26 protein-coding genes are annotated in these 25877 nt (G+C 62.3%); 16 read left to right on the top strand and 10 right to left on the bottom strand.

Annotated features, from left to right (window positions below):
* Positions 1–135 precede the first annotated feature (135 nt).
* Positions 136–1680, bottom strand: a complete 1545-nt coding sequence (gene dnaA / locus NKH35_RS02950) for a chromosomal replication initiator protein DnaA (protein WP_031195619.1) — start codon at positions 1678–1680, stop codon at positions 136–138.
* A gap of 605 nt (positions 1681–2285) precedes the next feature.
* Between dnaA and NKH35_RS02955 the strand changes: the two genes are divergently transcribed.
* Positions 2286–2501 (top strand): hypothetical protein, encoded by a 216-nt coding sequence (locus tag NKH35_RS02955; RefSeq protein ID WP_156933890.1) that lies wholly within the window; start codon positions 2286–2288, stop codon positions 2499–2501.
* Positions 2502–2527: 26 nt separating this feature from the next.
* Here NKH35_RS02955 and rpsT read toward each other — a convergent pair whose 3' ends face one another.
* The 4 genes from rpsT to NKH35_RS02975 form a co-directional block, all read right to left on the bottom strand.
* The gene (rpsT, locus tag NKH35_RS02960; RefSeq protein ID WP_023681995.1) at positions 2528–2794 is read right to left on the bottom strand and encodes a 30S ribosomal protein S20; all 267 of its coding nucleotides are present in this window, start codon (positions 2792–2794) and stop codon (positions 2528–2530) included.
* Between the two features lie 159 nt (positions 2795–2953).
* A complete protein-coding gene (locus NKH35_RS02965; RefSeq protein ID WP_023681994.1) occupies positions 2954–3727 on the bottom strand; it encodes an enoyl-CoA hydratase in 774 nt (257 codons plus the stop codon).
* Between the two features lie 40 nt (positions 3728–3767).
* Positions 3768–4658: a bifunctional DNA-formamidopyrimidine glycosylase/DNA-(apurinic or apyrimidinic site) lyase gene (mutM, locus tag NKH35_RS02970; protein ID WP_023732433.1), complete on the bottom strand. Its 891-nt coding sequence runs from the start codon at positions 4656–4658 to the stop codon at positions 3768–3770.
* Complete coding sequence (locus tag NKH35_RS02975) at positions 4651–5889, bottom strand: phosphopentomutase (RefSeq protein WP_023806291.1); 1239 nt, start codon at positions 5887–5889, stop codon at positions 4651–4653. Before NKH35_RS02975 ends, mutM begins: the two co-directional genes overlap by 8 nt.
* A 176-nt stretch (positions 5890–6065) precedes the next feature.
* On the opposite strand from NKH35_RS02975, the gene NKH35_RS02980 reads away from it, so the two are divergent.
* Positions 6066–7019, top strand: coding sequence for a PhnD/SsuA/transferrin family substrate-binding protein (locus NKH35_RS02980; RefSeq protein ID WP_023732431.1), 954 nt, complete (start codon positions 6066–6068; stop codon positions 7017–7019).
* A 26-nt stretch (positions 7020–7045) separates the two neighbouring features.
* Here the strand turns inward: NKH35_RS02980 and NKH35_RS02985 are convergent, their stop codons facing one another.
* The 3 genes from NKH35_RS02985 to NKH35_RS02995 form a co-directional block, all read right to left on the bottom strand.
* Positions 7046–7681, bottom strand: coding sequence for a TadE/TadG family type IV pilus assembly protein (locus NKH35_RS02985; RefSeq protein WP_023732430.1), 636 nt, complete (start codon positions 7679–7681; stop codon positions 7046–7048).
* Positions 7682–7711: 30 nt separating this feature from the next.
* Positions 7712–8329: a TadE/TadG family type IV pilus assembly protein gene (locus NKH35_RS02990; protein ID WP_050589301.1), complete on the bottom strand. Its 618-nt coding sequence runs from the start codon at positions 8327–8329 to the stop codon at positions 7712–7714.
* Positions 8330–8483: 154 nt separating this feature from the next.
* Positions 8484–8906: a pilus assembly protein N-terminal domain-containing protein gene (locus NKH35_RS02995; RefSeq protein ID WP_023681988.1), complete on the bottom strand. Its 423-nt coding sequence runs from the start codon at positions 8904–8906 to the stop codon at positions 8484–8486.
* A gap of 347 nt (positions 8907–9253) precedes the next feature.
* On the opposite strand from NKH35_RS02995, the gene NKH35_RS03000 reads away from it, so the two are divergent.
* The 9 genes from NKH35_RS03000 (at position 9254) to NKH35_RS03040 (ending at position 18585) form a co-directional block, all read left to right on the top strand.
* The gene (locus NKH35_RS03000; protein WP_023688723.1) at positions 9254–9442 is read left to right on the top strand and encodes a Flp family type IVb pilin; all 189 of its coding nucleotides are present in this window, start codon (positions 9254–9256) and stop codon (positions 9440–9442) included.
* A gap of 211 nt (positions 9443–9653) precedes the next feature.
* A complete protein-coding gene (locus tag NKH35_RS03005; protein ID WP_023732429.1) occupies positions 9654–10172 on the top strand; it encodes an A24 family peptidase in 519 nt (172 codons plus the stop codon).
* A gap of 205 nt (positions 10173–10377) precedes the next feature.
* Positions 10378–11190, top strand: coding sequence for a Flp pilus assembly protein CpaB (cpaB, locus tag NKH35_RS03010; protein WP_023669587.1), 813 nt, complete (start codon positions 10378–10380; stop codon positions 11188–11190).
* Positions 11187–12698 (top strand): type II and III secretion system protein family protein, encoded by a 1512-nt coding sequence (locus NKH35_RS03015; protein WP_023732428.1) that lies wholly within the window; start codon positions 11187–11189, stop codon positions 12696–12698. Before cpaB ends, NKH35_RS03015 begins: the two co-directional genes overlap by 4 nt.
* A 13-nt stretch (positions 12699–12711) precedes the next feature.
* The gene (locus NKH35_RS03020; RefSeq protein WP_023732427.1) at positions 12712–13449 is read left to right on the top strand and encodes a CpaD family pilus assembly protein; all 738 of its coding nucleotides are present in this window, start codon (positions 12712–12714) and stop codon (positions 13447–13449) included.
* Between the two features lie 55 nt (positions 13450–13504).
* The gene (locus NKH35_RS03025) at positions 13505–14788 is read left to right on the top strand and encodes a CpaE/TadZ family protein (protein WP_023692561.1); all 1284 of its coding nucleotides are present in this window, start codon (positions 13505–13507) and stop codon (positions 14786–14788) included.
* An 86-nt stretch (positions 14789–14874) separates the two neighbouring features.
* Positions 14875–16383, top strand: a complete 1509-nt coding sequence (locus NKH35_RS03030; RefSeq protein ID WP_023732426.1) for a TadA family conjugal transfer-associated ATPase — start codon at positions 14875–14877, stop codon at positions 16381–16383.
* Between the two features lie 131 nt (positions 16384–16514).
* On the top strand, positions 16515–17528 hold the full coding sequence (locus NKH35_RS03035; RefSeq protein WP_352913319.1) for a type II secretion system F family protein: 1014 nt from the start codon (positions 16515–16517) through the stop codon (positions 17526–17528).
* A 40-nt stretch (positions 17529–17568) separates the two neighbouring features.
* Positions 17569–18585, top strand: a complete 1017-nt coding sequence (locus NKH35_RS03040) for a type II secretion system F family protein (RefSeq protein ID WP_023732425.1) — start codon at positions 17569–17571, stop codon at positions 18583–18585.
* Positions 18586–18698: 113 nt separating this feature from the next.
* Here the strand turns inward: NKH35_RS03040 and NKH35_RS03045 are convergent, their stop codons facing one another.
* The gene (locus NKH35_RS03045) at positions 18699–19520 is read right to left on the bottom strand and encodes a tetratricopeptide repeat protein (protein WP_023669594.1); all 822 of its coding nucleotides are present in this window, start codon (positions 19518–19520) and stop codon (positions 18699–18701) included.
* Between the two features lie 237 nt (positions 19521–19757).
* Here NKH35_RS03045 and NKH35_RS03050 point away from each other — a divergent pair, with 237 nt between their 5' ends.
* The 3 genes from NKH35_RS03050 to NKH35_RS03060 all read left to right on the top strand — a co-directional run bounded on the left by NKH35_RS03050 (position 19758) and on the right by NKH35_RS03060 (position 22429).
* Positions 19758–21119 (top strand): leucyl aminopeptidase family protein, encoded by a 1362-nt coding sequence (locus tag NKH35_RS03050; protein WP_023732424.1) that lies wholly within the window; start codon positions 19758–19760, stop codon positions 21117–21119.
* A gap of 69 nt (positions 21120–21188) precedes the next feature.
* Positions 21189–21539, top strand: coding sequence for a MarR family winged helix-turn-helix transcriptional regulator (locus NKH35_RS03055; protein ID WP_023669596.1), 351 nt, complete (start codon positions 21189–21191; stop codon positions 21537–21539).
* A gap of 29 nt (positions 21540–21568) precedes the next feature.
* Positions 21569–22429 carry a C40 family peptidase gene (locus NKH35_RS03060; protein WP_023732423.1) on the top strand — a complete coding sequence of 287 codons (861 nt, stop codon included), beginning with the start codon at positions 21569–21571 and terminating at the stop codon, positions 22427–22429.
* Positions 22430–22569: 140 nt separating this feature from the next.
* Here the strand turns inward: NKH35_RS03060 and NKH35_RS03065 are convergent, their stop codons facing one another.
* Complete coding sequence (locus NKH35_RS03065; protein WP_245260071.1) at positions 22570–22764, bottom strand: hypothetical protein; 195 nt, start codon at positions 22762–22764, stop codon at positions 22570–22572.
* Between NKH35_RS03065 and NKH35_RS03070 the strand changes: the two genes are divergently transcribed.
* Both NKH35_RS03070 and pdeM read left to right on the top strand, forming a co-directional pair.
* Complete coding sequence (locus tag NKH35_RS03070; RefSeq protein WP_245260734.1) at positions 22672–25161, top strand: ligase-associated DNA damage response DEXH box helicase; 2490 nt, start codon at positions 22672–22674, stop codon at positions 25159–25161. The two genes, NKH35_RS03065 and NKH35_RS03070, sit on opposite strands and share 93 nt — an antisense overlap.
* The gene (gene pdeM / locus NKH35_RS03075; RefSeq protein ID WP_023692555.1) at positions 25158–25874 is read left to right on the top strand and encodes a ligase-associated DNA damage response endonuclease PdeM; all 717 of its coding nucleotides are present in this window, start codon (positions 25158–25160) and stop codon (positions 25872–25874) included. The genes NKH35_RS03070 and pdeM overlap by 4 nt, the downstream gene beginning before the upstream one ends.
* Positions 25875–25877 lie beyond the last annotated feature (3 nt).

Genomic DNA, 25877 nt, shown 5'->3' on the forward strand with positions numbered 1-25877 from the left:
AGCGGGCTTTCTGGGGATAAAGCGGACGTTGGCCGGCAACCGATGCATGTCGCCGGAAACTGCGCAGCGGTTTTGGGACAACGACATGCATCAAAACAAGAAAATTTAAAGCGCGACGACCGTTTGCCGCGCCGATCAGGCTTGGTCGTTGATCAGCCTGCGCAACAGTTCCAGTTCCTGCGCCAGCGTGTTGTCGACGCCGGAAAGGTCCTCGATCTTGCGCACCGCATGCAGCACCGTGGTGTGGTCGCGCCCGCCGAACCGCCGGCCGATCTCCGGCAGCGAGCGCGGCGTCAATACCTTCGACAGGTACATGGCGACCTGCCTGGGCTTCACGATGGTGCGCGTGCGCCGGTTGGACAGCAACTCGGTCTTCGACACATTGTAGTGGCGCGCCACGATGCGCTGGATGTCCTCGATGCGCACCCGCTTCGGCTCGCCAGAGCGATAGATGTGGCCGAGGATTTCGTCGATGCGGTCGATGGTGATCGCCGGCTCGAACGACTGACGAAACAGCAGCTGGTTGAACGCGCCCTCCAACTCACGACCGCTGCCGGTTACCGTGCGGGCGACATGGTTGAGGATCTCCTCCGAAATATTGAGCGATGCATCGTCGACCTTGGCGGTGGCAAGCCGAAGTTTGAGCATGCCGATGCGCATGGCGAAGTCCGGCGCCGACATTTCCAGCGCGACACCGCCATTGAGGCGCGAGCGCACCCGCGGTTCCAGCGATTCCAGTTCCGACGGCGGCCTGTCAGCGGCAACCACCACTTGCTTGGCGCTGTCGAGCAGCATGTTGATGAGATGGCAGAATTCGTGCTGGATCGACTTGCCCTGCAGGAACTGCATGTCGTCGATGATCAAGAGGTCGATGTCGCGCAGCTGTTCCTTCAGCGTCAGCGCATTGTTGTCGCGGATCGCGGTGGCGAAGCGCCACATGAAATATTCGGCCGTCAGATAGACGACGCGCGATTTCGGGTTCTGTTTCAGGGATTCGGCCGCAATCGCCTGCAAAAGGTGCGTCTTGCCGAGCCCGACGGTTGCATGAAGGAACAGCGGGTTGAAGCGCACCGCGCTCGACTGCGATTCCGCCACGGCTTTGGCTGCGGCGAAAGCCACCCGGTTCGACGGGCCTTCGATGAAGGAGCCGAACGTGTAGCGCGGGTCGAGCGGCGACCCCAGCACATTGTGCCGGAATTCGCTCTCGATCGGCGTGCCGGGACGAGGGGCGGGCGCCCGCTCCACCCTGCCGGGGCCGACCGTGCCGGCCGCCAATGCGGTCTGCGTATGCTTGGTCATCTTGCGCGCCGGCACGGCCTCGGGTTCGACGCCATTGCGGGCCGGACGGGTCGCGGTGCGCACGACCATCTCGATCTTGAGGATTTCGGGATCCTCGTGCTTCCACAGATCGGCGATGAGATCGAGATAATGGCCATTGATCCACGAGCGCAGGAAGGCCGTGGGCACCGAGATGCGTACAATGCCCCGGGAAGCCTCAGCCACCTTCATACGGCCGAACCAGCTCGAATAGACCTCGGTTCCCAGGCGCGCCTTCAACTGGGCCTTGACCCGGTCGAACTTCTGTTCCGCGTCGCTGGAAGCCGCCATATCGTGCGCTCCGACCAATGTTCCGGGAAATGGCAGGTCGCCCGTAAGCTCCCGCTCGATGCCGCTCTGCATGATTGTGCGTCCCTTTTCCTTTGTACCTTTTTTCCGCCGGGAGTGCGCCTCCTGCACCCATGTTTCCGGCGACCGTATCTTCGCTACAACACCACCGCCGCCGCCGGCGGATGACGTTGCCTCGTCAGAATGGGATCGGTCCCGGCTGCTTAAGGCCAGTCCGTCTGACATGTTCGGGCAAAGCGGTGCTACCCGGCGAAAACGCCGGTGCGCCATCAAGCTGCCATGTACAATTACGCCAGTCCCCTATCGTATCGAAAAGGCAAGCCATACCCGTTCGCGGAATTGATCCACGTCATGAATTCTGCCACTGTTAGCTGGCCGATTCAGGCTGGGTTAAGGGCTAATGGCCCGTCCCTTTCGATAGACCGACATTACCGAAATCGCTGTGGATAGGGCAAGGCCACCTCTAACGGATTTTTAAGGAATCTGGTTAGTGAACAACGGTTCGGGCTCCGTGCTGGAAGCGCATATTTTGACAAAGCCATTGGGATTCAAACCCTTTTGCCGCGAATATGAAAATGGCTGTGCGGTTTGAAATTTTCTGAAATAATTCGCTTGACACCAACTTGCTGCCTGTCGCCCACAGGCGATGTGAACAAGCTGTGGATCACTTCCAGCAAGCCACTGAAAAATATCAGCAATTTGTGACAGCCAAATTTATTGGCGTGGGCCGTTTCGGCGGATTGGAATATCAGTGGGAGTGTATGTGCCGGCAAAGCATTCCGGACTCTGGAATGCGGCTCGGGCATGCTTTGCGGCCGTTCTTTTTAAGTGCTTGCCGGCAAACGAAAAAACCCGGCGCGATTGGCCGGGTTTGAAAGAACGACAGTTCAGGAACGGTCGATCAGGCCGACAGCACCTTGAGGCGGTGAGCCAGACGCGACACCTTGCGCGATGCCGTATTCTTATGGATCACGCCCTTGGTCGCGGCGCGCATCAATTCCGGCTCTGCGGTCTTGAAGGCTTCCAGCGCGGCTGCCTTGTCGCCGGCAGCCAGTGCCTCTTCGACCTGGCGGACATATGTACGCACGCGCGAGCGGCGGTTCTTGTTGATCGCTGCGCGGCGGGCGATCTTGCGCGTTGCCTTTTTGGCCGAGGAGGTATTGGCCATGATGCCTCTCTTCTGATCTGGTGGGCGCATGCGGGATGCCGCAGGGCGCAAAAAACAAACGGGCAGCCAACGGCCGCCTCGATTGGAGCGGCTTATAGTTCAGCTTTTCCGGCGCGTCAACGCCGCTTTGGCTTCTTTTTGGTCCTCGCCGCCGCCACTCTAGCGATTGGTGAAATTCGGCTTCCGCTTCTCGGCAAAGGCGGCCATCCCTTCCTTCTGGTCGTCGAGCGCAAACAGCGAGTGGAACAGCCGGCGTTCGAAGCGCAGTCCCTCCGCCAGCGTCGTCTCGTAGGCGCGGTTGACTGCCTCCTTGGCCATCATCACCGATGGCAGTGAAAACTCTGATATCCTGGCCGCGGCCTTCATCGCCTCCTCGATCAACTCGCCGGCCGGCACGACGCGCGAGGCCAGGCCGCTGCGCTCGGCTTCGGCGGCATCCATCATCCGACCGGTCAGGCACATGTCCATGGCCTTCGACTTGCCGACAAAGCGGGTCAGCCGTTGCGACCCGCCCATGCCGGGAATGACGCCGAGCGTGATTTCGGGCTGGCCGAATTTCGCCGTGTCGGCGGCAATGATGAAATCGCACATCATCGCCAGTTCGCAGCCGCCGCCCAGTGCATAGCCGGCGACCGCCGCGATCATCGGCTTGCGCGCACGGGTAAACTCTTCCCAGCCGACGAAGAAATCCTGCACATAGGCCTCCGCGTAGGTGACGGCCTGCATTTCCTTGATGTCGGCGCCCGCCGCAAAAGCCTTCTCGGAACCGGTGATGACCATGGCGCCGATGCCGGGATCGGCGTCGAACCCCTTTGCCGCCGTCAGCAAATCCGCCAGCACCTGCGCGTTCAGCGCGTTGAGCGCCTTGGGCCGGTTCAACGTGATCAGGCCGACCTTGCCGCGCGTCTCGACGATGATGGTTTCATAGCTCATGGGCTGGCCTCCTGGTTGCGGCACTGAAGGACCGTCTAGCTTACCGCTGGCAGGTCCGGCAATAAAAGGTCGAGCGGCCGCTTTGCACGATGCGCTCGATGTGGCCGGGACAGCCGGGCGTCGGACAGGGCTCGCCTTCGCGATCGTAGACCGCGAAGGAATGCTGGAAATAGCCCAGCGACCCGTCTGTGTGCACATAGTCGCGCAGCGAAGACCCGCCGGCGGCGATCGCATCGGCGATCACCGAACGGATTGCCTCGGCCAGTCGTTCGCTCTGTTCCTTGGCCTTCTTGCTGGTCCCGGCGATGGTGCCTGCCTCGCGCAATGGCGAAAGGCCGGCGCGCCACAGCGCTTCCGACACATAGATATTGCCGAGCCCGGCAATCAGCTTCTGGTCGAGCAGCGCCGCCTTCAACGGCGATCTGCGGCCCTTCAGCAGAGAGGCGAGCAGGGCGCCTTCCAGCGCATTGCCGGTCGGCTCGACGCCCAGTCCCGCGAGCATCGGATGCGCGTCGGCCAGGCCTTCCGCAAACAGCATGAAGCCGAAGCGACGCGGGTCGTTGAAGACCACGCGAGACTGGACGCCGACAGGCGACACGACATGGAACACCACATGGTCGTGCTTGGCATTCTTCGAGCGCTCTTGATGGAACGTGCCGGGCGTCTCTTTGTCATCAGCGGCCTCGATGCGGAACGAGCCCGACATGCCGAGATGGCAGATCAGCACCGGGCCATCGTCCAGGTGTATGGTGAGATATTTGGCGCGGCGGCCAAGCGCGATGACGGTCTTGCCGGTCAGCCGCTGCGCAAATCTCGCCGGAAACGGAAATCTGAGATCGGGCCGGCGCGCCTCGACGCGCACGATCCGCGCGCATTCCAGAACCGGCTGCAGGCCGCGCCGGACGGTTTCGACCTCGGGCAGTTCAGGCATGGCCGCCTATCGCCGCATGGAAGGAAGCGCCGTGGCGGCCGCGCGCCAGCTTGAGGTGTTCGGCGACCGTCTCGCCGATATCGGCGAAGGTGGTCCTGAGCCCGATGTCGCCGCCCGTGAGACCCGGTGCGGTGCCGATGACCGGGACGCGTTCGCGCGTGTGGTCGGTGCCACGCCATGTCGGATCGTTGCCATGGTCGGCGGTGAGGATGAGCAGATCGCCCGGCTTCAGCTTTGCCAGTGCCTCGGGCAGCCGGCGGTCGAAGGCTTCGAGCGCCGCAGCATAGCCGGCGACGTCGCGGCGATGGCCGAACTCGGTGTCGAAGTCGACGAAATTGGCGAACACCAGGTCGCCGTCGCCGGCATCGTCCATCGCGCCCAGCGCCTTGTCGAACATTGCCATGTTGCCGGGCGCCTTGCGTACTTCCGAGATACCGCGGTGGGCGAAGATGTCGCCGATCTTGCCGACCGCGATCACCCGGCTGCCGCGCCCGGTCAAGCGGTCGAGCAGCGTCGGCTCAGGCGGCGGCACGGCGTAGTCATGGCGGTTGTAGGTGCGCTCGAAGGTGGCTGATGTTTCGCCCAGGAAAGGCCGTGCGATCACCCGTCCGATCTTCAGCGGATCGACCAGCCGGCGTACCGTCTTGCAGAACTCGTAGAGCCGCTCAAGGCCGAAATGAACTTCGTGCGCTGCTATCTGCAGGACGGAATCGACCGAGGTGTAGCAGATCGGCTGGCCGGTGCGGATATGCTCCTCGCCGAAGCGCTCGATGATCTCCGTGCCGGGCGCATGGCAGTTGCCGAGAATGCCCGGCACCTTACCCTCGCGGATCATCGCTTCGGTCAGTTCGGCAGGGAAGGCGGGCACCTTATCGGGGAAATAGCCCCAGTCGAACCGCACGGGCAGCCCGGCGATTTCCCAGTGACCCGACGGCGTATCCTTGCCGCTCGAAATCTCCTGCGCGGCGCCGTGGAAGGCGGAGGCTGAAACGGCGGCTTTGCTGTCGAATTGGAAGCCGGTTGCGGTTTCTGCTGCGCGGCCGAGACCGAGCGAAACCATGGTGGGCACCTTCAGCGGTCCCTCGCGCAGGCCCTCGCGATCGGCGCGGGCTTCCGCGCAGGCCAGCGCGATATGTCCGAATGTGTTCGAGCCGGCGTCGCCATAGCGTTCGGCATCGGCGGCGCCGCCAATGCCGAAAGAATCGAGAACGAAGAGGAAAGCGCGTGACATCGGTGCCGTCATTGCCAGTCTGGTTGACCAGACATAAGGTCCCGTCGCGGCATTGGCAAATCGTAAACCAGGCGGCAGCGGCCTGGCGCAATAGTCGCGAGGTCGGGCAGGCGCGCTGTACGCATCCTTGAGACATGCGATGCGCTTCAAGGAAACGGTGTGCGGGGCATGGATCGATGAGACGGGCTGACCGCGGTTGGAGTGCACTAGCGACCACTGTAGCGCTCCTGGCCTCGCAGCTCGCCGCGCACGCCGACTGGCGCGACCAGATCGGCACGTTTCGCATCGGCATCGTTGCCGAGCCGGACGCCGGCAACACGGTTCCGGGTCTGGCCATGCTGACTGACGCCTACGGCAGGGCGCTCGGCATGAAGGTGGAATTCGTCGTCGCGCATGACTATGCGGCGCTGATCGAGGCGCAGGCCAATGGCCGGGTTCAGTACGCGGTCTATTCGGCGACCGCCTACGCCACCGCCTCGGAGCGCTGCGGCTGCGTCGAACCTCTTGTGGCGCCGGTCGACGCCGACGGTGCCACGGGCATCCGCTCCGTGCTTTTGACGCGCGACGGCAGGCTTTCCGATCTCGCGGCCCTGGAAACGCACCGCATCGCCATGGCGCCTTCCGACTATGTCGGCGGTTCGCTTCTACCGCTCGCCGGGCTGGCGGCCGACGGCATCAAGATCAGCCAGGATGCGCCATTCCTCGCTCATGCCGGCTCGGCTGCCGCCGCAGAAGCGATGCTGGCCGATGGCCAGGCCGATGCCGTGTTCGGCTGGGAGCGGGCCGCGGCGGAAAACCGGACGGCGATTGCTGGCGATCAGCCGGCTGATCCGGACGGCACGGCGGCGCGACTGGAGGCGGCGGGGATTCCAGAAGCCGCACTCCAGATCATCTGGACCTCCGGCGTGCTCAGATACGGCCCTCATGCCGTCCGCAGCGATCTCGACCCCGAAGCCAAACGCCGACTGACCGTCTTCCTCACCAATCTCAGATCGCAGTCGCCGGAAATCTACGATTTCGTGGAATCGAAACATTCGGGAGGGTTCACGCTCGCCGCTGCGAGTGACTATGCGATGGCCGCTTCCATCGTGCGCCTGGTGTCAGGCAGTACCGACAGCAGCGCGCAATGAACCCGGGTTGAATGGGTAGAACTGCTTCAGCAATCGCTGCAGGGGATCGACGTTGCCCGGCGCGGCCTGAGATAGTAGGTTTCGCTCATCGTTATCTTGCCTTTGTTGAAGGCCGAGATAAATCCGAGCGGCTTTTCGGAGCCTTCCGACCAGGAGATGATCGGTTGGTATGCTAGAGTGGTTTTGACACGAATGAGGAAAGTCCCCGCAACATTGAGCGTCGCCGGAACGGTGGTGGAAGTTGTCGGGTTGGAGTCGCGGCCAGTCTTCCCATCCAGCACGCTCCAGGACCACGCCACCTTTGCTTGCGGTATTGGATTGTTCGGGTCGGTTCTGATGTCGATTGCCGTAATGGAGATATTGGCGACCGAGCGGTTGTAAGGCTGAAGGCTGGAGTTGCCGATCTTCATGATGTCGGTGAGATCTGCGTTGACCACCGACGTTTGCTGCGTGACGAGGTCGGCAACCATGGAGCTGATGCGGCTGACCTTCTTGCTGGCCTCGATGGCTTGCGAGGCCTCCATCGTAATGAAATACATGATCAGCAAGACAGGCACGATGAGGGCAAACTCGACGGCCGCTATGCCCCGCCGATCGGAAAAAAACCACGCCGCTCTCTTCCAGACAACCGACATCCCCGGATGTGCCCCCGCACGAAACATGCACTTTTCCTTTTGCTTACACGTGCAATTTCAGTTGTCGAATGGCTCGTTTTGCCACGTTGTCGTGGCGTAATGCAGAGTCTTGCCGCCATCCATATTCGACATGTATTGAGCCATGAAATCGGTCATGACCGGCCAGGGGTAAAAGACCCGCAGCATGTTCTTTGATTCTGCCGGACCTATTGTAGGGGTCCCGAAAGCCGGGTCCTTGCCTGTATCCGGATCCTTGCCCGTCAGCGTGATGGTCGAGCCGGAAATCGTGAAACCCGCACTGGCTGCCCCGGCAAAGGTCTTGAACGGGCGCAGATCCACCAGCAAACCGGGGCAACCCTTCGCGACAATGATCTCGAGTCTGGCGCAGACCAAGCCCTTCAGCTTCTCTTCCGTCACATCGGCTTGCCTCAACTGGCCAGTACGCAACTGACGGGCGATATCATCGGTGATGTTGGCCATCACCTCTTGTCCGGCAAATGAAACGCAGCTCTCGAGGATGGCGAAGACGAGAGCCGCAAACGGTAACGCAAGCATCGCGAATTCTATCGCCGTGCTGCCGCGCCGATCACGAAGGAAAAGACGGGCAAACGTCACGCGCCCTGCCTTGGCCTTGCAGATCTCGCGTTCTGAATCCTCGTCCAAGACGTCGCCCATATCCCGTTCCTGCCGATCCTGATGCGGTACCGTCAGCACCACTATCAAGAACCCATTTAGCTCCGGTTTGAATGACCGTTAAATTCGACCAGGCGACATTAACCGGCCGCTAACCGACGCGGCTTTCTCGAGACAATCGAGCCAACTGAGGCGCTTACTGCCCAGCGCTCATCTCGGCTTCGGACGACTTTTCCGAGTCGCTCTTGTACGAGCTTTCGCAATAGGGCGTGCAGGACATGGTCTGTACCGAGGCGCGCCTGTAGATACGCACGGACGACGCGTCCTGGCGCACCACGGTCACCTGCTCGTCGACGATCGGGCTGCCATCGTGGTCGAGGACAACCAGATTGGTGACGCCGAACCCCTTGCCGGTCAGTACGATCGTCGATGCATCCTGGACGGAGGCGTCGGCAATCGCCGGATTGCCGACGACTATGGTGTCGGCGGGGCGTGTCAGTTTGACGATCTTGGCCTGATTCATCGTCACTTCGATGCCGGCTCCGGCCTTGGCCGGCAGCACAAAAGCCGGGACGGCGAGAAGCGCGACAAGCAGGAATGACGATTTCATGGCAGTCATCAAGGCGCTCCACAGCGGCAAAACTTGTTCAAAGAAACATGAAGGAGATTGGTGAACCAACGGTTAAACCCTTGACCGGCGCCGGGGTATTCGCACCAATCCTGCTGCGAGCTAATATAACAATGCATCCTGCCGATAGCCGTGAAATTACAGCTCTTCACGGGCAGGCGAGCTACTGTCCAGCGTTTAGTTTACGGTTAACCACGCAAGCTGTTCGAAGCGGGAAAGGAATCGGTAAGGCTGTTTATTAAGCCGATTGAAAGAGCTTCTCCGTAGATTGGCAGCATCCGATCAACCACCACAGAAGTTGACGGAAGTGCTGTAACACGTGGAGTAGGAGCTCTCGAATGTCTAATCTCATCGCACGTTTCGCGAAGGACGAATCCGGCGCGACCGCTATCGAATACGGTCTGATCGCCGCTCTCATCGCGCTTGCCATCATGGTTGGCGCTGGTCAGCTCGGCAATGCCCTGAACGCCAAGTTCACGACCATCGCGGATTGCGTGAAGGATCCGACGAACGCTGCTTGTAAGTAATGATCTAGCATCCTGTTTCGACGGGTAGACTGGAAGGGCCGCCTCGCTGGCGGCCCTTTTGTCTTTTGAAGATCGTTTGGCTTTGGTCTTGCTGCGCCGCTTAGCGCGCTGACATTTCTCGGGATTTGACCCGGATGAGCAGAACTCACCAATCCTTAACCCAAGCTGCCTAACCTGCAGCCATCGTTGCCTTTCCAACCATGAGAGACCGATGCTCAACGCACTGATCTTCGTTGTCTTTCCGTTTTGCATGCTTTTTGCGGCGATCTCCGACGCGCTGTCGATGACAATCTCCAATCGGGTGCCGGTGCTGCTTGTGGCCGTCTTTGCCGTGGTTGCGCCACTGACGGGTATGGACTGGGCAACTTATGGCTGGCATTTCGCCGCCGGCGGCCTGGTGCTGGCCGTGACTTTCGGTCTGTTTGCGCTCGGCGGCATGGGCGGCGGCGATGCCAAGCTTTTGGCAGCCACGTCCATCTGGATGGGGCTCAACATTCACCTTGTCAATTACCTCGTGGCTTCGACGTTCATCGGTGGCCTGCTGACGCTCGCCATTCTCCTCTATCGGAAATCGCCGCTGGCGACCTACACCAGTCACAATCCGGTCCTGCGCCATTTCGCCGACGAGATGAATGGCGTTCCCTATGGCATCGCACTCGGCATTGGCGGGCTGCTGACCTATCCGGATTCGCCCTTGATGGAATGGGCATTGGCAACGTTGGCGACCTGATGTAGCGAACCTCCTCTGCCCTTCCGGCATCGATCCTGAAAAGAGGCGGCTTGGCCGCCTTTTTCATTTGTCGGAGCATGGTCGTGTAATTATGTAAACCTTGAATTAATCACGATCGTAAGCATTATATTAACCTTGTTTTGACGATTGCCGCTGCAAAGTCCGGCCTGGCTAGGTGGTTGCCTAAAGGCGAGGGTTCGGACAGATGCCAGCATCCCGACTGATCATTCTGGGCGTGGCGGTGGCCGCGGCGGGTGGTGCAGGTTATGTTGCCAAGAATATGGTGGCGGTCCCGCCCCAGCAGGTCGTCGTCGATGCCCCGCAGGCGCCGGCCATCGCCTTGCAGGATGTGCTCGTGCTTTCCGGCGACGTGCCGATGGGAAGCCCGCTTGAGAACAATCTCAGCTGGGAGTCCTGGCCGTCCGATGGCATCAATGCGAATTTCATCACCCGTGCCGCCGAACCCGAAGCGCGGGAGAAGCTGAAGGGCTCCGTCGCCCGCATGGCGATGTACACCGGTGAGCCGTTGCGGCGCTCCAAGCTGATCGGCGAGGGGCAGAGCTTCATGTCTTCGATCCTGCCCACCGGCATGCGTGCCGTCGCCACCGCGATCTCGGCCGACACGTCGGCAGGCGGCTTTATACTGCCTAACGATTTTGTCGACGTCATCATGACCCGCAGATCCGACACCGGCAACGGCGGTAGCGGATTCACCACCGAGACCATCCTCAAGAACATCCGCGTCCTGGCGATCGATCAGACCATCCAGGAGGACGAGGAAGGCAAGAAGACCAGGGTCGGACAGACGGCGACGCTGGAGCTGACGCCGCAGCAGGCCGAGATCATCACCGTCGCCCAGCAGATGGCCGATCGCCTGACGCTGGCGCTGCGCTCGATCACCGACAACAAGGAAAAGGGTACCGATGAAGCCGACTACCTCGTTTCCGGCAATGGGCGGCGCGGAACGGTGCGGTTGATCAAATCGGGCGAAGTTTCCGAAGTAGGGGCAAGGAAATGAGGTTAGTCGCTAGACTGCCGGTCACCACGGCTGCGGCCATCGGCCTGCTTTTTCTCGGAGCCCATGCAAGTGGCCTTGTCGACGCCAAGGCCGCCGGAAAAAGCGTCGGGGTCACGGCCTCGTCGGCCACGCAACGTGTCAAGCTTGGCCTCAACAAATCGGTGGTCATCGATCTGCCGAGCGACGCCTACGACATCCTGGTCGCCAACCCCGCGGTCGCCGATGCGGTGACCCGCACCGCAAGGCGGATCTATCTGTTCGGCAAGTCGGTGGGCGAAACCAACATCTTCGTCTTCGGTCCCAATGGCGAGCAGATCGCCAGCCTGGATCTGGCCGTCGAACGCGACGTCGCCGGATTGGAAGATTATCTCAAGCGCTTCCTTCCGAATGCCGAGATCAAGGTAGAGTTGCTGAACGACAACGTCGTCCTGACCGGGACGGTGGACACGCCGCTCGATGCCAAGCGCGCCGTCGATCTGGCAACCATCTTCGTGTCCGGCGGTGAAGCGACGACCGGTCAGTATTCGCAGACCGCGGCAGGCGGCAATGCCAATGGCGGCGTCGACATCAACAATCCGGATGCCGAACGCCGGGTCTCGAAGATCGTCAACCTGCTGCAGATCATCGGCGACGACCAGGTGACGCTGAAGGTGACCGTGGCCGAAGTCAGCCGCTCGGTGATGAAGCAGCTCGGCGTCAACATGGTTGGCAAAGGCAGCTCCAACGGCATCAGCTTCAATGCGACCAGTGACACCTTCCCCGGCCTAGGCAAGCCGTTGTCGAGTTCGGGGGTCAATTTTGCCACCTCTGCTCTGCAGGGCTACATCACTGCGATGGAGCAGTCCGGCGTCATGAAAACGCTGGCCGAGCCTACTTTGACCGCCGTCTCCGGTGAGAAGGCGACCTTCAAGGTCGGCGGCGAGTACAATATGGTCAGCGCCGTTACAAACGCCAAGTCGGACGCCAATCAGAATGCCGACAGGGTTTGGACGGCTCAGAAAATCGAATACGGCATCGGCCTGGAATTTCAGCCTGTGGTGCTGTCGCCCGGTCGCATCAGCCTGAAGGTCAGGACGTCGGTTTCTGAACCGACCACCGAAGGCGCGGTCTCTTTCGGAGACACCAACGTCATATCGCTGCGCAAACGTTTGGCCGACACGACCGTGGAACTGCCTTCGGGTGGATCGATGATGATAGCCGGCCTCGTCCGCGACGACGTCAGGCAGGCAGTAAACGGCTTGCCCGGACTGACCAAGATCCCGGTGCTCGGCACGCTGTTCCGCAGCCGCGATTTCGTCCGCAACGAAAGCGAGTTGGTCATCATCATCACGCCTTATCTGGCGCGGCCGGTGGCGCGCAACGACCTGGCCAAGCCGGATGACAATTTCAACGCCGCCGGCGATGGCCCGGCCATGTTCCTTGGCCGCGTCAACCGCGTCTACGGCACCATGCAGACAGACAAGCCCAACGGCCGCTACCACGGCGTTGTCGGCTTCATCTACAAGTAAGCGGGGAGCGGACATGTCTCAGTCAGCATCGAAGGCAATGGCGGTCGCCGCGACAGTGCGGTCCGGCCGTGCCCGGATCAGCCGATCGGCAATGCCGATCCTGGCGATCGCGATCGCCGCCTCGCTCGCCGGTTGCGCCAAGCGCGACAGCATCACGGTTGGGGCGATTCCCGATGATTATCGCACCACGCATCCGATCGTGATTGCCGAGAAGAACCAGAAGCTGGACCTCCCGGTCGGCGCCGGCGATCGCGGCATGACCGGCTCGCAGCGCGACACGCTTCTGGGCTTCCTTGACGGCTACGACAGGAGCGCTGCCCCGGCGCTGACGATCGCAATCCCGATCGGCTCGGCCAATGAGGTGGCGGCGACTGCCGCGGCGCGCGATTTCGCCAGGCTGGCGATTGCCGGCGGCATCAAGCGAAACCGGATCGTGGTGACCTCCTACCAGTCGGTTTCCCCGGAAGCCTCGGCGCCTATCCGCGTTTCCTATATTTCGGTGAGAGCCCAGACCGACAAATGCGGGCGCTGGCCCGAAGACATCCTCGCAACCTCCGAAAACAAGCACTACGCCGATTACGGCTGCTCCTCTCAAAACAACCTCGCTGCGCAACTCGCCAATCCGGCCGATCTGCTCGGGCCAAGAAAGTCGTCCGATATCGACGCCGAGAACCGCGGCGCGGTGATCGACGTCTATCGCGGCAGAGGTATTTCGGACGAGTTCCTCGGCAGTTCGGAAGTGACGTATTAGGAGCGCCGGTCCCGCGTAGAGACCGGAACGAGAAGTCACGGAAAAGAGCATGACGATGAGCAATCTTGCCTACGACACGCCCGGAGACGGCGGCGACAGCTCCCAATCGGATGTTGCAGCGATGCAGGCGCTGCGGCCGGTGCCGCGTATTTCTATCCAGGCATTTTGCGAGACGGAAGGTGTCGCGCATCCGGTGGAGCGGGCCGGCGAGGATCGCCGCATGGCCAAGGCGCATCTGAAAGTGCATATGGGCGGCATCGCCACGGCGATCGAATTCTATCAATCGGCGCCGACGCCGAACCTCATCCTGCTGGAATCGCGCAGCGAACCGAAGCAATTGCTGGAGCAGCTTGCCCAGCTTTCAGAATATTGCGATCCCTCCTCCAAAGTCGTGGTGATCGGCCACTACAACGATGTCGGTCTCTACCGCGAACTCATTCGCTTCGGTATTTCCGAATATGTCATCGCACCGGTGTCGATGGCCGATATCGTCTCCGTGGTGTCATCGATCTTCGTCGATCCGGAAGCCGAGCCGATCGGCCGCTCGATCGCCTTCATCGGCGCCAAGGGCGGCGTCGGCTCCTCGACCATCGCCCACAATGTAGCGTGGGCGATGTCATCGCTGTTCAAGTCGGAAGTGGTCGTCGCCGATCTCGACCTGGCTTTCGGGACGGCCAACATAAATTTCGACCAGGACCCTGCGCAAGGCATCGCCGAAGCCGTATTTTCGCCCGAACGCGTCGACGAGGTCTATCTCGACCGTCTGCTTGCCCAGTGCGCCGAACATCTGTCGCTGCTCGCCGCGCCCTCCACACTGGAACGTGTCTATGATTTCGATCCCGATGCCTTCACGCAACTCATCGATACCGCCCAGCGCAGCGTGCCGCTGCTGGTGCTCGACGTCCCCCATATCTGGACGGGCTGGACCAAGAACACACTGATCAAGGCCGACGAGATCGTCATCACGGCGACGCCGGAACTGGCCAATCTGCGCAACACCAAGAACCTGGTCGATATGCTGACGAGGCTTCGCCCGAACGATCCGCCGCCGAAGCTGATCATCAACCAGGCCGGCGTGCCGAAACGGCCCGAGATTTCCGCTTCCGACTTCGCCGAGCCGCTCAGCCTCACGCCGATGTCGGTCATCGCCTTCGACCCGTTGTTGTTTGGAAATGCCGCCAACAACGGCCGCATGCTGGGCGAGATGGATGCCAGGAGCCCGGTCGTCGGCATGATCAACGAAATCGCGCATGTCCTGACCGGTCGCAGCGAAATCAAGGCCAGGAAGAAGGCAGGCCTTGGCGGCCTGCTCGGCAAGCTCTCGCGTAACAAGAAATGACGCTCCCCTCCAAATCAAGAAGTAGAGCATGATGTCGTTCGAAAACCGCTTCGGCATCATGTTCTGGACGGAATTGGTAGTCGATCATGTTTGGTAAAAGAGGCTCCGACGACGGCGGCCGGTTCACCCCGGAGTTCCGTCAGCCAGCACCGTCGCCAGCGGCGCCGGCCACTGCAACGCCTGCGGACATGGCGGTACTTGCCCGGCCCGCGGCAGCGCCGCCTGGAGCGCCGGGAACCCCGCCAACTCGCCGTGCCGTTGAGGCGCCGTCGATGGCGCCGGAGCCGCCAAAAAAGATCCAGCGCGAAAAAAGTGAAACCTACTACGACACCAAGAGCCAGGTCTTCTCCGCGCTCATCGACACCATTGACCTGTCGCAACTCGCCAAGCTCGACCCTGAGAGCGCGCGCGAGGAAATCCGGGATATCGTCAACGACATCATCGCCATCAAAAATTTCGCAATGTCGATCGCCGAGCAGGAAGAGTTGCTCGAGGACATCTGCAACGATGTGCTGGGCTACGGCCCGCTGGAGCCGCTGCTCGCCCGCGACGATATCGCCGACATCATGGTCAACGGCTCCAAGAACGTCTACATCGAAGTCAACGGCAAGGTCGAACAGACCGGCATCCGCTTCCGCGACAATCAGCAGCTGCTCAACATCTGCCAGCGTATCGTCAGCCAGGTTGGCCGCCGCGTCGACGAATCGAGCCCGATCTGCGACGCCCGCCTACCCGACGGCTCCCGCGTCAACGTCATCGCCCCGCCGCTCTCCATCGACGGCACCGCGCTCACCATCCGCAAGTTCAAGAAGGACAAGCTGACGCTCGATCAGTTGGTCAAGTTCGGCGCCATCTCGCCGCAGGGCGCCGAGATCCTCAAGATCATCGGCCGTGTCCGTTGCAACATCGTCATCTCCGGCGGTACCGGCTCCGGCAAGACGACGCTGCTCAACTGCCTGACCAACTATATCGACCGCGAGGAACGCGTCATCACCTGCGAGGACTCGGCCGAGCTGCAACTGCAGCAGCCCCACGTGGTGCGTCTCGAAACCCGCCCGCCCAATCTCGAGGGCGAAGGCGAGGTGACCATGCGCGACCTGGTCAAGAACTGCCTGCGCATGCGGCCCGAACGCATCATCGTCGGCGAAGTGCGCGGACCGGAGGTTTTCGACCTGCTGCAGGCGATGAACACCGGCCATGACGGGTCGATGGGAACGATCCACTCCAACAGCCCGCGCGAATGCCTGAACCGTATCGAATCGATGATCGCCATGGGCGGCTATTCGTTGCCGCAGAAGACCGTGCGTGAAATCGTCGTCGGCTCCATTGATGTCATCATCCAGGCAGCACGCCTTCGCGACGGCTCGCGCCGCATCACCCACATCACCGAGGTGATCGGCATGGAAGGCGACGTCATCATCACGCAGGATATCGTGCTCTACAACATCAAGGGCGAGGACTCGAATGGAAGGCTGCTTGGCGAGCACGTGTCGACCGGCATCGGCCGTCCGCATTTCTGGGATCGCGCCCGCTACTATGGCGAGGAACAGCGCCTCGCCAATGCGCTGGAATCGATGGAGAAACGCGCTGACTGACGCATATCGAGGTTGGAAGCAATTCCAGGAAAAGTGTGAAGCGGCTTTCCCTTGGGAATTGCGTCAAAACAAAGCGATAGCGCATATCGCCGTTTCCTTGAAACGGCGATATGCGCTGGGGACCGAGGTCGATGTTCGGAATTGACACCACCGTACTGGCGTTCATCGTGCTCGCCGGCTTCAGCGCCGGTGCGGTCGCCTATGCCTTCCTGTTCACCAAGATGAGCAACGAGAAGCAGGCCGGCAAGCGGCTCGAGACGATCAAGGCCGCCGAGACCGATCGTTCGGTCGTCAAGGCTTCGCGCGACCGTGTCGCGGAGGCGGTCAAGCGGCGTAAATCTGTCCAGGACACGCTGAAACAGCTCGACGAAAAGCAGAAAACCAACGAACTCGCCGTCAAGAAGCCGCCGTTAAAGGCCCAGATTCGTCAGGCCGGCATGCAGGTCTCGATCGAGCGTTTCTATATCTACTCCGTCATTTGCGGCATCGCGCTGACGGTGCTTGCCTATCTCGCCGGCGCGCCGCTTCTGGTCCTGCCGGGCGCGCTGCTGGCGGGGGCGCTCGGCCTGCCGCGCTGGTTCGTCTCGTTTCGCCGCGCGCGCCGGGTCAAGGCGTTCCTCAACGAATTTCCCAACGCCCTCGACATCATCGTGCGCGCCGTCAAATCCGGCCTGCCGCTCAACGACGCCATTCGCCTGATCGCCAGTGAATCGCCGGAGCCGGTCAAGACCGAGTTCCGCCGGATCGTCGATTCACAGCAGATTGGCATGTCCATCCCCGATGCCACCTTGCGCATGGTTGAAACCATGCCGTGCAGCGAGGCAAGCTTCTTCGGCATCGTTATCCAGATCCAGTCACAGGCCGGCGGTAATCTCTCCGAGGCGCTTGGCAACCTGTCGCGCGTGCTTCGCGATCGCAAGAAGATGAAGGCCAAGGTCCAGGCGCTTTCCATGGAAGCCAAGGCGTCGGCCGTCATCATCGGCGCGCTGCCTTTTGTCGTCGCCCTTCTCGTCTATCTGTCGAGCCCGAACTACATCATGCCGCTGTTCACCACCAGCACCGGCAATCTGATCCTCGGCTGTTCCGGCGTCTGGATGTCGATCGGCATTCTGGTGATGCGCAAGATGATGAACTTTGAAGTATAGGCCGACCTTGGAAAGCTCGAAACGAAAAGACTGAAAACGAATGACCGACCAAGTCGTAAAATCGCTGACCGATCCTGCCTTCCTGATAGCGTTGCTGGTTGGCATTGCGGTGTTCGCGACCGTCTTCACGGTGCTGCCGGCCCTTGGTGGCAATCAGCTCAAGACGCGCATGAGATCGGTGGCGCTGGAGCGTGACGAATTGCGCGCCAAGCAGCGCGCGCGGCTTGCCAATGAAGCCGATCGTCGCCGCAAGGGGCTGCGCGAAGAGCAGTCGATCGGCATGCGCAACATCGTCGACAGGCTGGACCTGCGGCGTGCGTTGGCCGATGAAGGCACGTTGCAGAAGCTCAAGGTGGCGGGCTTTCGTGGCCAGAACCCGCTGACCCGCTTCCTGTTCTTCCGCCTGATCCTGCCTTTTGTCGGTTTCACGCTGGCAGCGATCTATCTGTTCGTGCTCGGCGGACTGCCTGACCGGCCGGCCTTCGTGAAACTGTTCGTCTGCATCCTTGTCGCCTACGCCGGTTTCTACGCGCCGATCCTTTACGTCAACAATCGTGCCGCCAAGCGCAAGCAGTCGATCCAGGCGGCGTGGCCGGATGCGCTCGACCTGATGCTGATCTGCGTCGAATCGGGCATGTCGGTCGAGGCCGCCTTGCGCAAGGTCTCCGAGGAGATCGGTTCGCAGTCGGTGGCGCTGGCGGAGGAATTCGTGCTGACCAACGCCGAACTCTCTTATCTGCAGGAGCGCAAGCAGGCTTATGAAAACCTCTCGGCTCGTACCGGCCTGGAGTCGGTGAAGTCAGTGTCCCAGGCGCTGGTCCAGGCCGAACGCTACGGCACACCCGTGGCGCACGCATTGCGCGTGCTGGCCTCGGAAAGCCGTGACATGCGCATGAATGCCGCCGAGAAGAAGGCCGCCGCCCTGCCGCCGAAGCTTACCGTGCCGATGATCCTGTTCTTCCTGCCGGTTTTGTTCGCCATCATTCTGGGCCCAGCCGGCATTCAGGTCAGTCAGCGCGGCATCTTCGGCGACCAGCACAATTCCTCAAGCCAGTAGGCCTCGTTGCAGCCATACAAAAGAGCCGCACTGCCAATGCAGTGCGGCTCTTGTTTTCAGCTTTGAGATGTGGACGGATTTTGCGCTGTGCGGAGCCGGCGCCCATGCGGCGCTCAGTTGGTCGCCGGCTTTGCCTTGTCCTGATCCTTGAGCTGACTCCAGGCGTTCTGCTGGGCAAGCATCTGGCGAAGATAGGCTACATTGGCTTGCGCCTGTTCGGGTGAAAGCTCCTGCGAGGCGATCTTCTCGGCCTCGTCGAAGCGGCCCTGCAGTCCCACGACCAGCGCAAGGTTCTGGCGCACCCGGCTGTCGGCATTCGGTTGCTGGGCTGCCGAGCGCATATAGGTCTCGGCGGTGCGCAGATCGCCTTCCAGCACATAGGACATACCGAGATTGGAAAGGATCGAGGGTTCGTTCGGCTTTAGGTCCAGCGCCTTGCGGTAGTTCTGGCGCGCTTCATCCTTCTGGCCAAGCTGGTCGAGAATGGCGGCCTCGGCCGACATCAGCCGCCAGTCCGGATATTCCGGCGTCTGCGCCCGGCGCACGGCGTCGAGCGCCGGCTCGAACTGGCCGTTGGCGGCCAGCGCCTTGCCGTAGGCGGCAAGCACGTCGCGATCCTTGGGGTAGGCGATCGCCAGCTTGCGCATCACGGCAAGCGACTGGTCGGCATCGCCGTCCATCTGGAGCGCCGCCGCAAAATTTGTCGCCAGCCGCTTGTCGTTGGGGTTCTTTGCGTAGGATTCGCCCAGCCGCCCGGTCGCCCCGTGCAACTCGCTGGCCGACATGGTTTCCAGCGGTTTGCCGCTGGTGCGCCCGATCGAGCCGGTCGTGAGCTTGCTGGTTCCGCACCCGGCAACACCGGCCGCCAGCGCCATCAGCAGTGCCGTGGTGACCAACCGTTTGCCCGTGACGTTCATCCTGCGGTTGGTGGGCATCGGCACGGGGCTCTCCATTCCTGCGCGTGGCCATTCACGTGGCCATCTTCATCCCCGCAGAAATATTCTGTTAACCCTAACGGACAGTTAAAAAGTGAGCCGTCGGATCGGTGAACGGCCCGCCGGAAGCCTTTGGCCTGGCAGTCCCATGCCGGCCCCTGTGCATAGATGTTGAAATCATCCGACGTCCCTGTCACTTGACTGAGGACGACCTGCAAGCCTCCCGGAGACCATCGAATGCCCGTCGAACTCATCGAGACACTAAACACTGCCCTGCCGGTCCATCTGGTCGCGAGCGATGGACTGGAGGCCTTGGGGCTTTCGCCTTCCATGACCGCATGGGCGGCCGCCAACGGCTTTTCCGGCGAAGCCGGTAGGACGCTCGCCGTCCCCGGCGACAACGGTTCCCTTGCCGGCGCCTTGTTCGGCGTCGGTGATGGCGAGGGCGCGCTGGCCGTCGGCATGCTGGCGAGAGCCTTGCCGGAAGGCGACTGGCATTTTGCCGCCGCTCCAGCCGAGCCGGAACTCGCGGCCATAGCCTTGGTGCTCGGCGGTTACGTCTTCACTCGCTACGGAAAGAAATCAGGCAAGACGCTGCGTTTTGCGCTGCCGCTCGGCGTAGATGCAGGACGCGTCCGGCGCATCGCCGACGGCGTCTTCCTGGCGCGCGACCTCGTCAACACGCCGACCAGCGACATGGGACCGGACGAGTTGGAGAAGGCCGTGCGGACCCTGGCGGCCACTCACAAGGCCGAGGTGTCGGTGATCAAGGGGGATGATCTCCTGAAGCAGAATTTCCCGATGATCCATGCGGTCGGCCGGGCCTCGGTCGGAGCGCCGCGACTGATCGACATGGTTTGGGGACCGGAAGGCGCGCCGAAGGTGACGCTGGTCGGCAAGGGTGTCTGTTTCGACACTGGCGGCCTCGACATCAAACCGTCGTCGGGCATGCTCTTGATGAAGAAGGATATGGGCGGCGCCGCCAATGTGCTGGGCCTGGCCTCGATGATCATGGCTGCCGGGCTGAAGATCCGGCTGCGCGTCCTGATCCCGGCGGTCGAGAATTCGATTGCCGGCAACGCCTTCCGGCCTGGAGATGTACTGACCAGCCGCAAGGGCCTCACCGTCGAGATCGGCAACACCGACGCCGAAGGGCGGCTGGTGCTGGCCGATGCGCTGGCGCTGGCCGATGACGAGGAGCCGGAACTGCTGATCGACATGGCGACGCTGACCGGGGCAGCGCGTGTCGCGCTCGGTCCCGATCTGCCGCCTTTCTACACTGGCGACGAAGCGCTGGCGTCCGAACTGGCTGCGGCCTCGGTGGCCGTCGAGGATCCGTTGTGGCGCATGCCGTTGTGGCGGCCCTATGACGGCAGGCTGGCGTCGAAGATCGCCGACATCAACAACGTCACCACGGACGGTTTCGCCGGCTCGGTCACCGCGGCGCTGTTCCTCAAGCGCTTTGTCGAACGGACAACGGGCTGGGCGCATTTCGACATCTTCGCCTGGAACCCGTCCGATCGCCCCTACGGACCCGCCGGCGGCGAGGCGCAAGGCATCCGTGCACTGGAGCGGGTCATTTCGAGGCGCTATGCCTAGGGTCGTGAGCAAAGCACACTGCCTCTAAACTGAAACGGAACCGAAACAATTTGCCGTCATGCTCGCGCGATGTCGATTTCGATGCGTCCGAGCCAGGCGATGCGACTATGGCAGCAGGTGATGTTGTCGCAGGTGCGCGCCGGCGCGCCAGATCTCACCATGCGCCAGACGGCGATCCTGTTCACCATCTATCTCGACCCGCCGCCGCACACGGTGCGCGGCCTGGCAGCCCGCCTCAATGTCACCAAGCCGGTCATCACCCGCGCCCTCGACACTATGGGTGCGCTGAAACTGGTGTCACGCCATCGCGACGAGCTCGACAAGCGCAATGTGCTGATCCGGCGCACGGTCGAAGGCGCGCTCTTTGTCGAGCGCTTCGGGGATGGTATCGTTGCCAGGGCTCATGAACTGCCCATCTGATCAATCCATGAATTAGAACGAGTACCGATTTGACTGCCAGGGATGCCCGCCTCCACGCCTTCCGTTCCGACCTCGCCGATGCAAGGCTGAAAGGGGAGGTTTCGGCCGACCGCTTCGTCACCGGCCGTCCGGCTCGGATCACGGCCTCCGTGGCTGACGTGCGCAAGGCACCGCGCCCGGATGCCGGCGTCAACACGCAGGTACTGTTCGGCGACGATGTGCTTGTCTTCGAGGAAGCCGAAGGCTGGGCCTGGGTCCAGGCCAAACGCGACGGCTATGTCGGCTATGTCGGCGCCACCATGCTGGGCGCACGCGAGCATGCGCCAACCCACATCGTCACGGCGCCGCGCACTTTTCTCTATCCAGGCCCGGATCTGCGCTTTCCGATCAGCGGGCAATTGTCGATGGGCTCGACGGTGACGGTGACGGGCGCTGCCGAAACGCGCGGCACGCACTATGCGCTGTTGCCTTCCGGCGAGGCGCTGATCGGCGGCCATGTGCGCCCGGTCAGCGATATCGCAGCCGACTATGTCTCGGTCGCCGAGATGTTTATCGGCACGCCCTATCTCTGGGGCGGCACCTCCGGCTTCGGCATCGACTGTTCTGGCCTCGTGCAACTGGCCATGCGCATGGCCGGCCGCAATGTGCTGCGTGATTCCGACATGCAAGCGGCAGGCCTCGGCGAGCCGCTCGATCCGGGATCCGATTATGCCGGACTGAAACGCGGTGACCTCGTGTTCTGGAAGGGGCATGTCGCCGTGATGACCGACGCCGAGACGATGATCCACGCCAACGGCCACACCATGCTGGTCTCGCGCGAAGGGCTGAAGGAGGCGATCGACCGGATTGGGTATCTCTATGGCGGGCCGACGGGGTTTCGGCGGCCCTAGCGCCTTCCTTCGCCCGTTCACGGGGAAAGGTGCCCGAAGGGCGGATGAGGGGCGACGCCAGCGACTGAAAAGTCGCGCTGCGCCTCACCTGCCTGCCGGCATCCTCTCCCCCTAAATGCGGCGAGGGATAGCTCACCCGATCACCTTTTGTTCCGATTTTCCTTGGCGATCGCGCGCCGTCGCGCTACCTCTTTCGCGTGACCGAGCAGCCGCGCCTTGCCAAACAAAATGCCGCCGTCCTTCTGCCCGAGCCATTCATCAGATGGTTTGGCGAAAAAGGCTGGTCGCCGCGCGCTCACCAGATCGAGCTGCTGGCGAAGGCTCAAGCCGGGCAATCGGTGCTCTTGATCGCACCGACCGGCGCCGGCAAGACACTGGCCGGCTTCTTGCCATCGTTGACCGAACTGGCCAACCGCCCCAGACGCAAAGCTGGTATGGCACGGCGCGGCATCCATACGCTCTACATCTCGCCGCTGAAGGCGCTGGCCGTCGACATCGAGCGCAATCTCGGCAAGCCCGTGGAGGAGATCGGCCTGCCCGTCACCATCGAGACGCGCACCGGCGACACCCCTTCGCACAAGCGGCAGCGCCAGAAACTGGCGCCGCCCGACATCCTTTTGACCACGCCCGAGCAATTGGCGCTGCTGATCGCGGCCGGCGATGCCGGGCGCTTCTTCGAGGATCTGCGCTATGTCGTCCTCGACGAGTTGCATTCGCTGGTGACATCGAAACGCGGCCATCTGCTGGCGCTCGGGCTGGCGCGGCTGCGCAGCATCGTGCCCGGCCTGCAGACGATCGGTCTGTCGGCAACGGTGGCCGAGCCCGACGAATTGCGGCGCTGGCTGGTCAGCCAGAATCCACCGGGAGACATGGCTGAACTCATCGTCGTAACCGGCGGCGCGAAGCCCGAAATCTCGATCCTCGATTCGGAAGAGCGCGTGCCATGGGCCGGCCATTCGGCGCGCTATGCGACGCCGGAAATCTATCGCGAGATCAAGCGCCACAAGACCACCCTGCTGTTCGTCAACACTCGCAGCCAGGCCGAGCTGCTGTTTCAGGAATTGTGGCGGGTCAACGAGGATACCTTGCCGATCGCGCTGCATCACGGCTCGCTCGATGTCGCCCAGCGCCGACGCGTCGAGAAGGCGATGGGGGAAAACGCGCTCCGTGCCATCGTCGCCACCTCGACGCTCGACCTTGGCATCGATTGGGGCGATGTCGATCTGGTCGTCCATGTCGGCGCGCCCAAGGGCGCCAGCCGGCTGGCGCAGCGCATCGGCCGCGCCAATCACCGCATGGACGAGCCGTCGAAGGCGATCCTGATCCCGGCCAATCGTTTCGAGGTGCTGGAGTGCCGGGCAGCGCTGGACGCCAACTACCTCGGCGCCCAGGATACGCCGCCGCTGGTCGATGGCGGGCTCGACGTGCTGGCGCAGCATGTGCTGGGCTGCGCCTGCGGGGCGCCGTTTCGCGCCGACGATCTCTACGAGGAAGTGCTGACAGCAGCGCCCTATGCCAGCCTCGACCGGCCGACATTCGACCGCGTCATTGATTTCGTCGCCACCGGCGGCTACGCACTGAAGAACTACGAGCGCTACGCCCGCATCCGCCTCAACAAGGACGGCATGTGGCGGGTCTCCAATCCCCGCGTCGCGCAGCAATATCGGCTGAACGTCGGCACCATCATCGAGGTGCCGGCGCTCAATGTGCGTTACGTCAAGGCCGGCAGCAAAGGCTCGGCTTCGCACGGCGGCCGGGTTCTGGGCAAGATCGAGGAGGCCTTCCTCGAAACGCTGACGCATGGCGACACCTTCATGTTTGCCGGCAAAGTCCTGCGCTTCGAAGGCATCCGCGAGAACGAATGCTTCGTCTCGAATGCGCCGGGAAGCGACGCCAAGGTGCCTTATTATGGCGGCGGCAAATTTCCGCTTTCGACCTACCTCGCCGAGCAGGTGCGCGCCATGCTGGACGACCCGCAGCGCTGGAAGAAGCTGCCCGAGCAGGTGTCGGATTGGCTGCGTTACCAGGCCGACAAATCGGTATTGCCCAAACGCGACGACCTCTTGATCGAGACCTTTCCGCGCGGCAACCGTCACTATCTCGTCGCTTATCCTTTCGAGGGCAGGCTGGCGCACCAGACGCTCGGCATGCTGCTCACCCGCCGGCTGGACAGGGCCGGCGCCAGGCCGCTTGGCTTCGTCGCCACCGACTACGCATTGGCCATCTGGTCGCTGGGCGATATGGGCGCGATGTTCAAATCGCGGAAACCTTCGCTTGGCGCTCTGTTCGACCAGGACATGCTGGGCGACGACCTCGAGGCTTGGCTGGCCGACAGCTGGCTGCTCAAGCGCACCTTCCGCAACTGCGCGCTGATTTCAGGCCTGATCGAGAAACGTCACCCCGGCCAGGAGAAAAGCGGCCGCCAGGTCACCGTCTCGACCGATCTGATCTATGACGTGCTGCGCAGCCATGAGCCCGACCACATCCTGCTGCAGGCGACGCGCGCCGACGCGGCGACCGGTCTGCTCGATGTCAGCAGACTTGCCGACATGCTCTCGCGTATCCAGGGTCGAATCGTGCATAAGGCACTCGAACAGATATCGCCGCTGGCCGTGCCGATCATGCTCGAAATCGGCAAGATGCCGGTGAACGGCGAGGCCGACGAAACGCTGCTGATGGATGCCGCGACTTTGGTCGAGGAAGCCATGGGTCCTGGGATGGTTGAGGAATGAATTTTTCGCTGGCGCGGGCATCGCTGATCGCCGAGGCCGACTTTGTCGGCATCGCGGGCGAGCGCGCGATCTGTGATTCGCGCGGCGTGCTCTATTTCCCCGATCTGAGGCTGCTCGCGGTCTCCGACCTGCATCTGGAAAAGGGCTCGTCCTTCGCCAGGCGCGGCGCACTGATCCCGCCCTACGATACCGGCGCCACTCTGCTCCGGCTGCAGGCGGTAATCGCGGACTACCAGCCGGCCATCGTCATCAGCCTGGGCGACTCCTTCCACGACGGCGGCGGCGCCGAGCGCATGCATCAAACCTTCCGCGATCGGCTGGAAGCATTGATGGCCGGCCGCGACTGGTTCTGGGTCGCCGGCAACCATGACCCGGAAGCGCCGGCGGATTTGCCCGGCGAGACGGTGCGCGAACTCGCCATCGGCTCGCTGCTGTTCCGCCACGAGCCGTCGAAGATAAGAACCGAGGGCGAAGTTGCCGGCCATCTTCACCCTTGCGCCCGCATCGTCCAGCAGGGCCGCTCGGTGCGGCGGCGCTGCTTTGCCGGCGATGGCGGCCGCATGATCATGCCGGCCTTCGGCGCTTATACCGGCTCGCTCAACGTGCTCGACCGCGCCTATGCCGGCCTGTTCCGCCGCGAGACGTTGATGGCCTATATGATGGGCGCCGCGCGCATCTTCGCCATTTCCGGTTCGATGCTGCGGCCGGGCTAAGTT

It is taken from the genome of Mesorhizobium sp. M1143 (genome assembly GCF_040318435.1).
Lineage (GTDB): Bacteria > Pseudomonadota > Alphaproteobacteria > Rhizobiales > Rhizobiaceae > Mesorhizobium.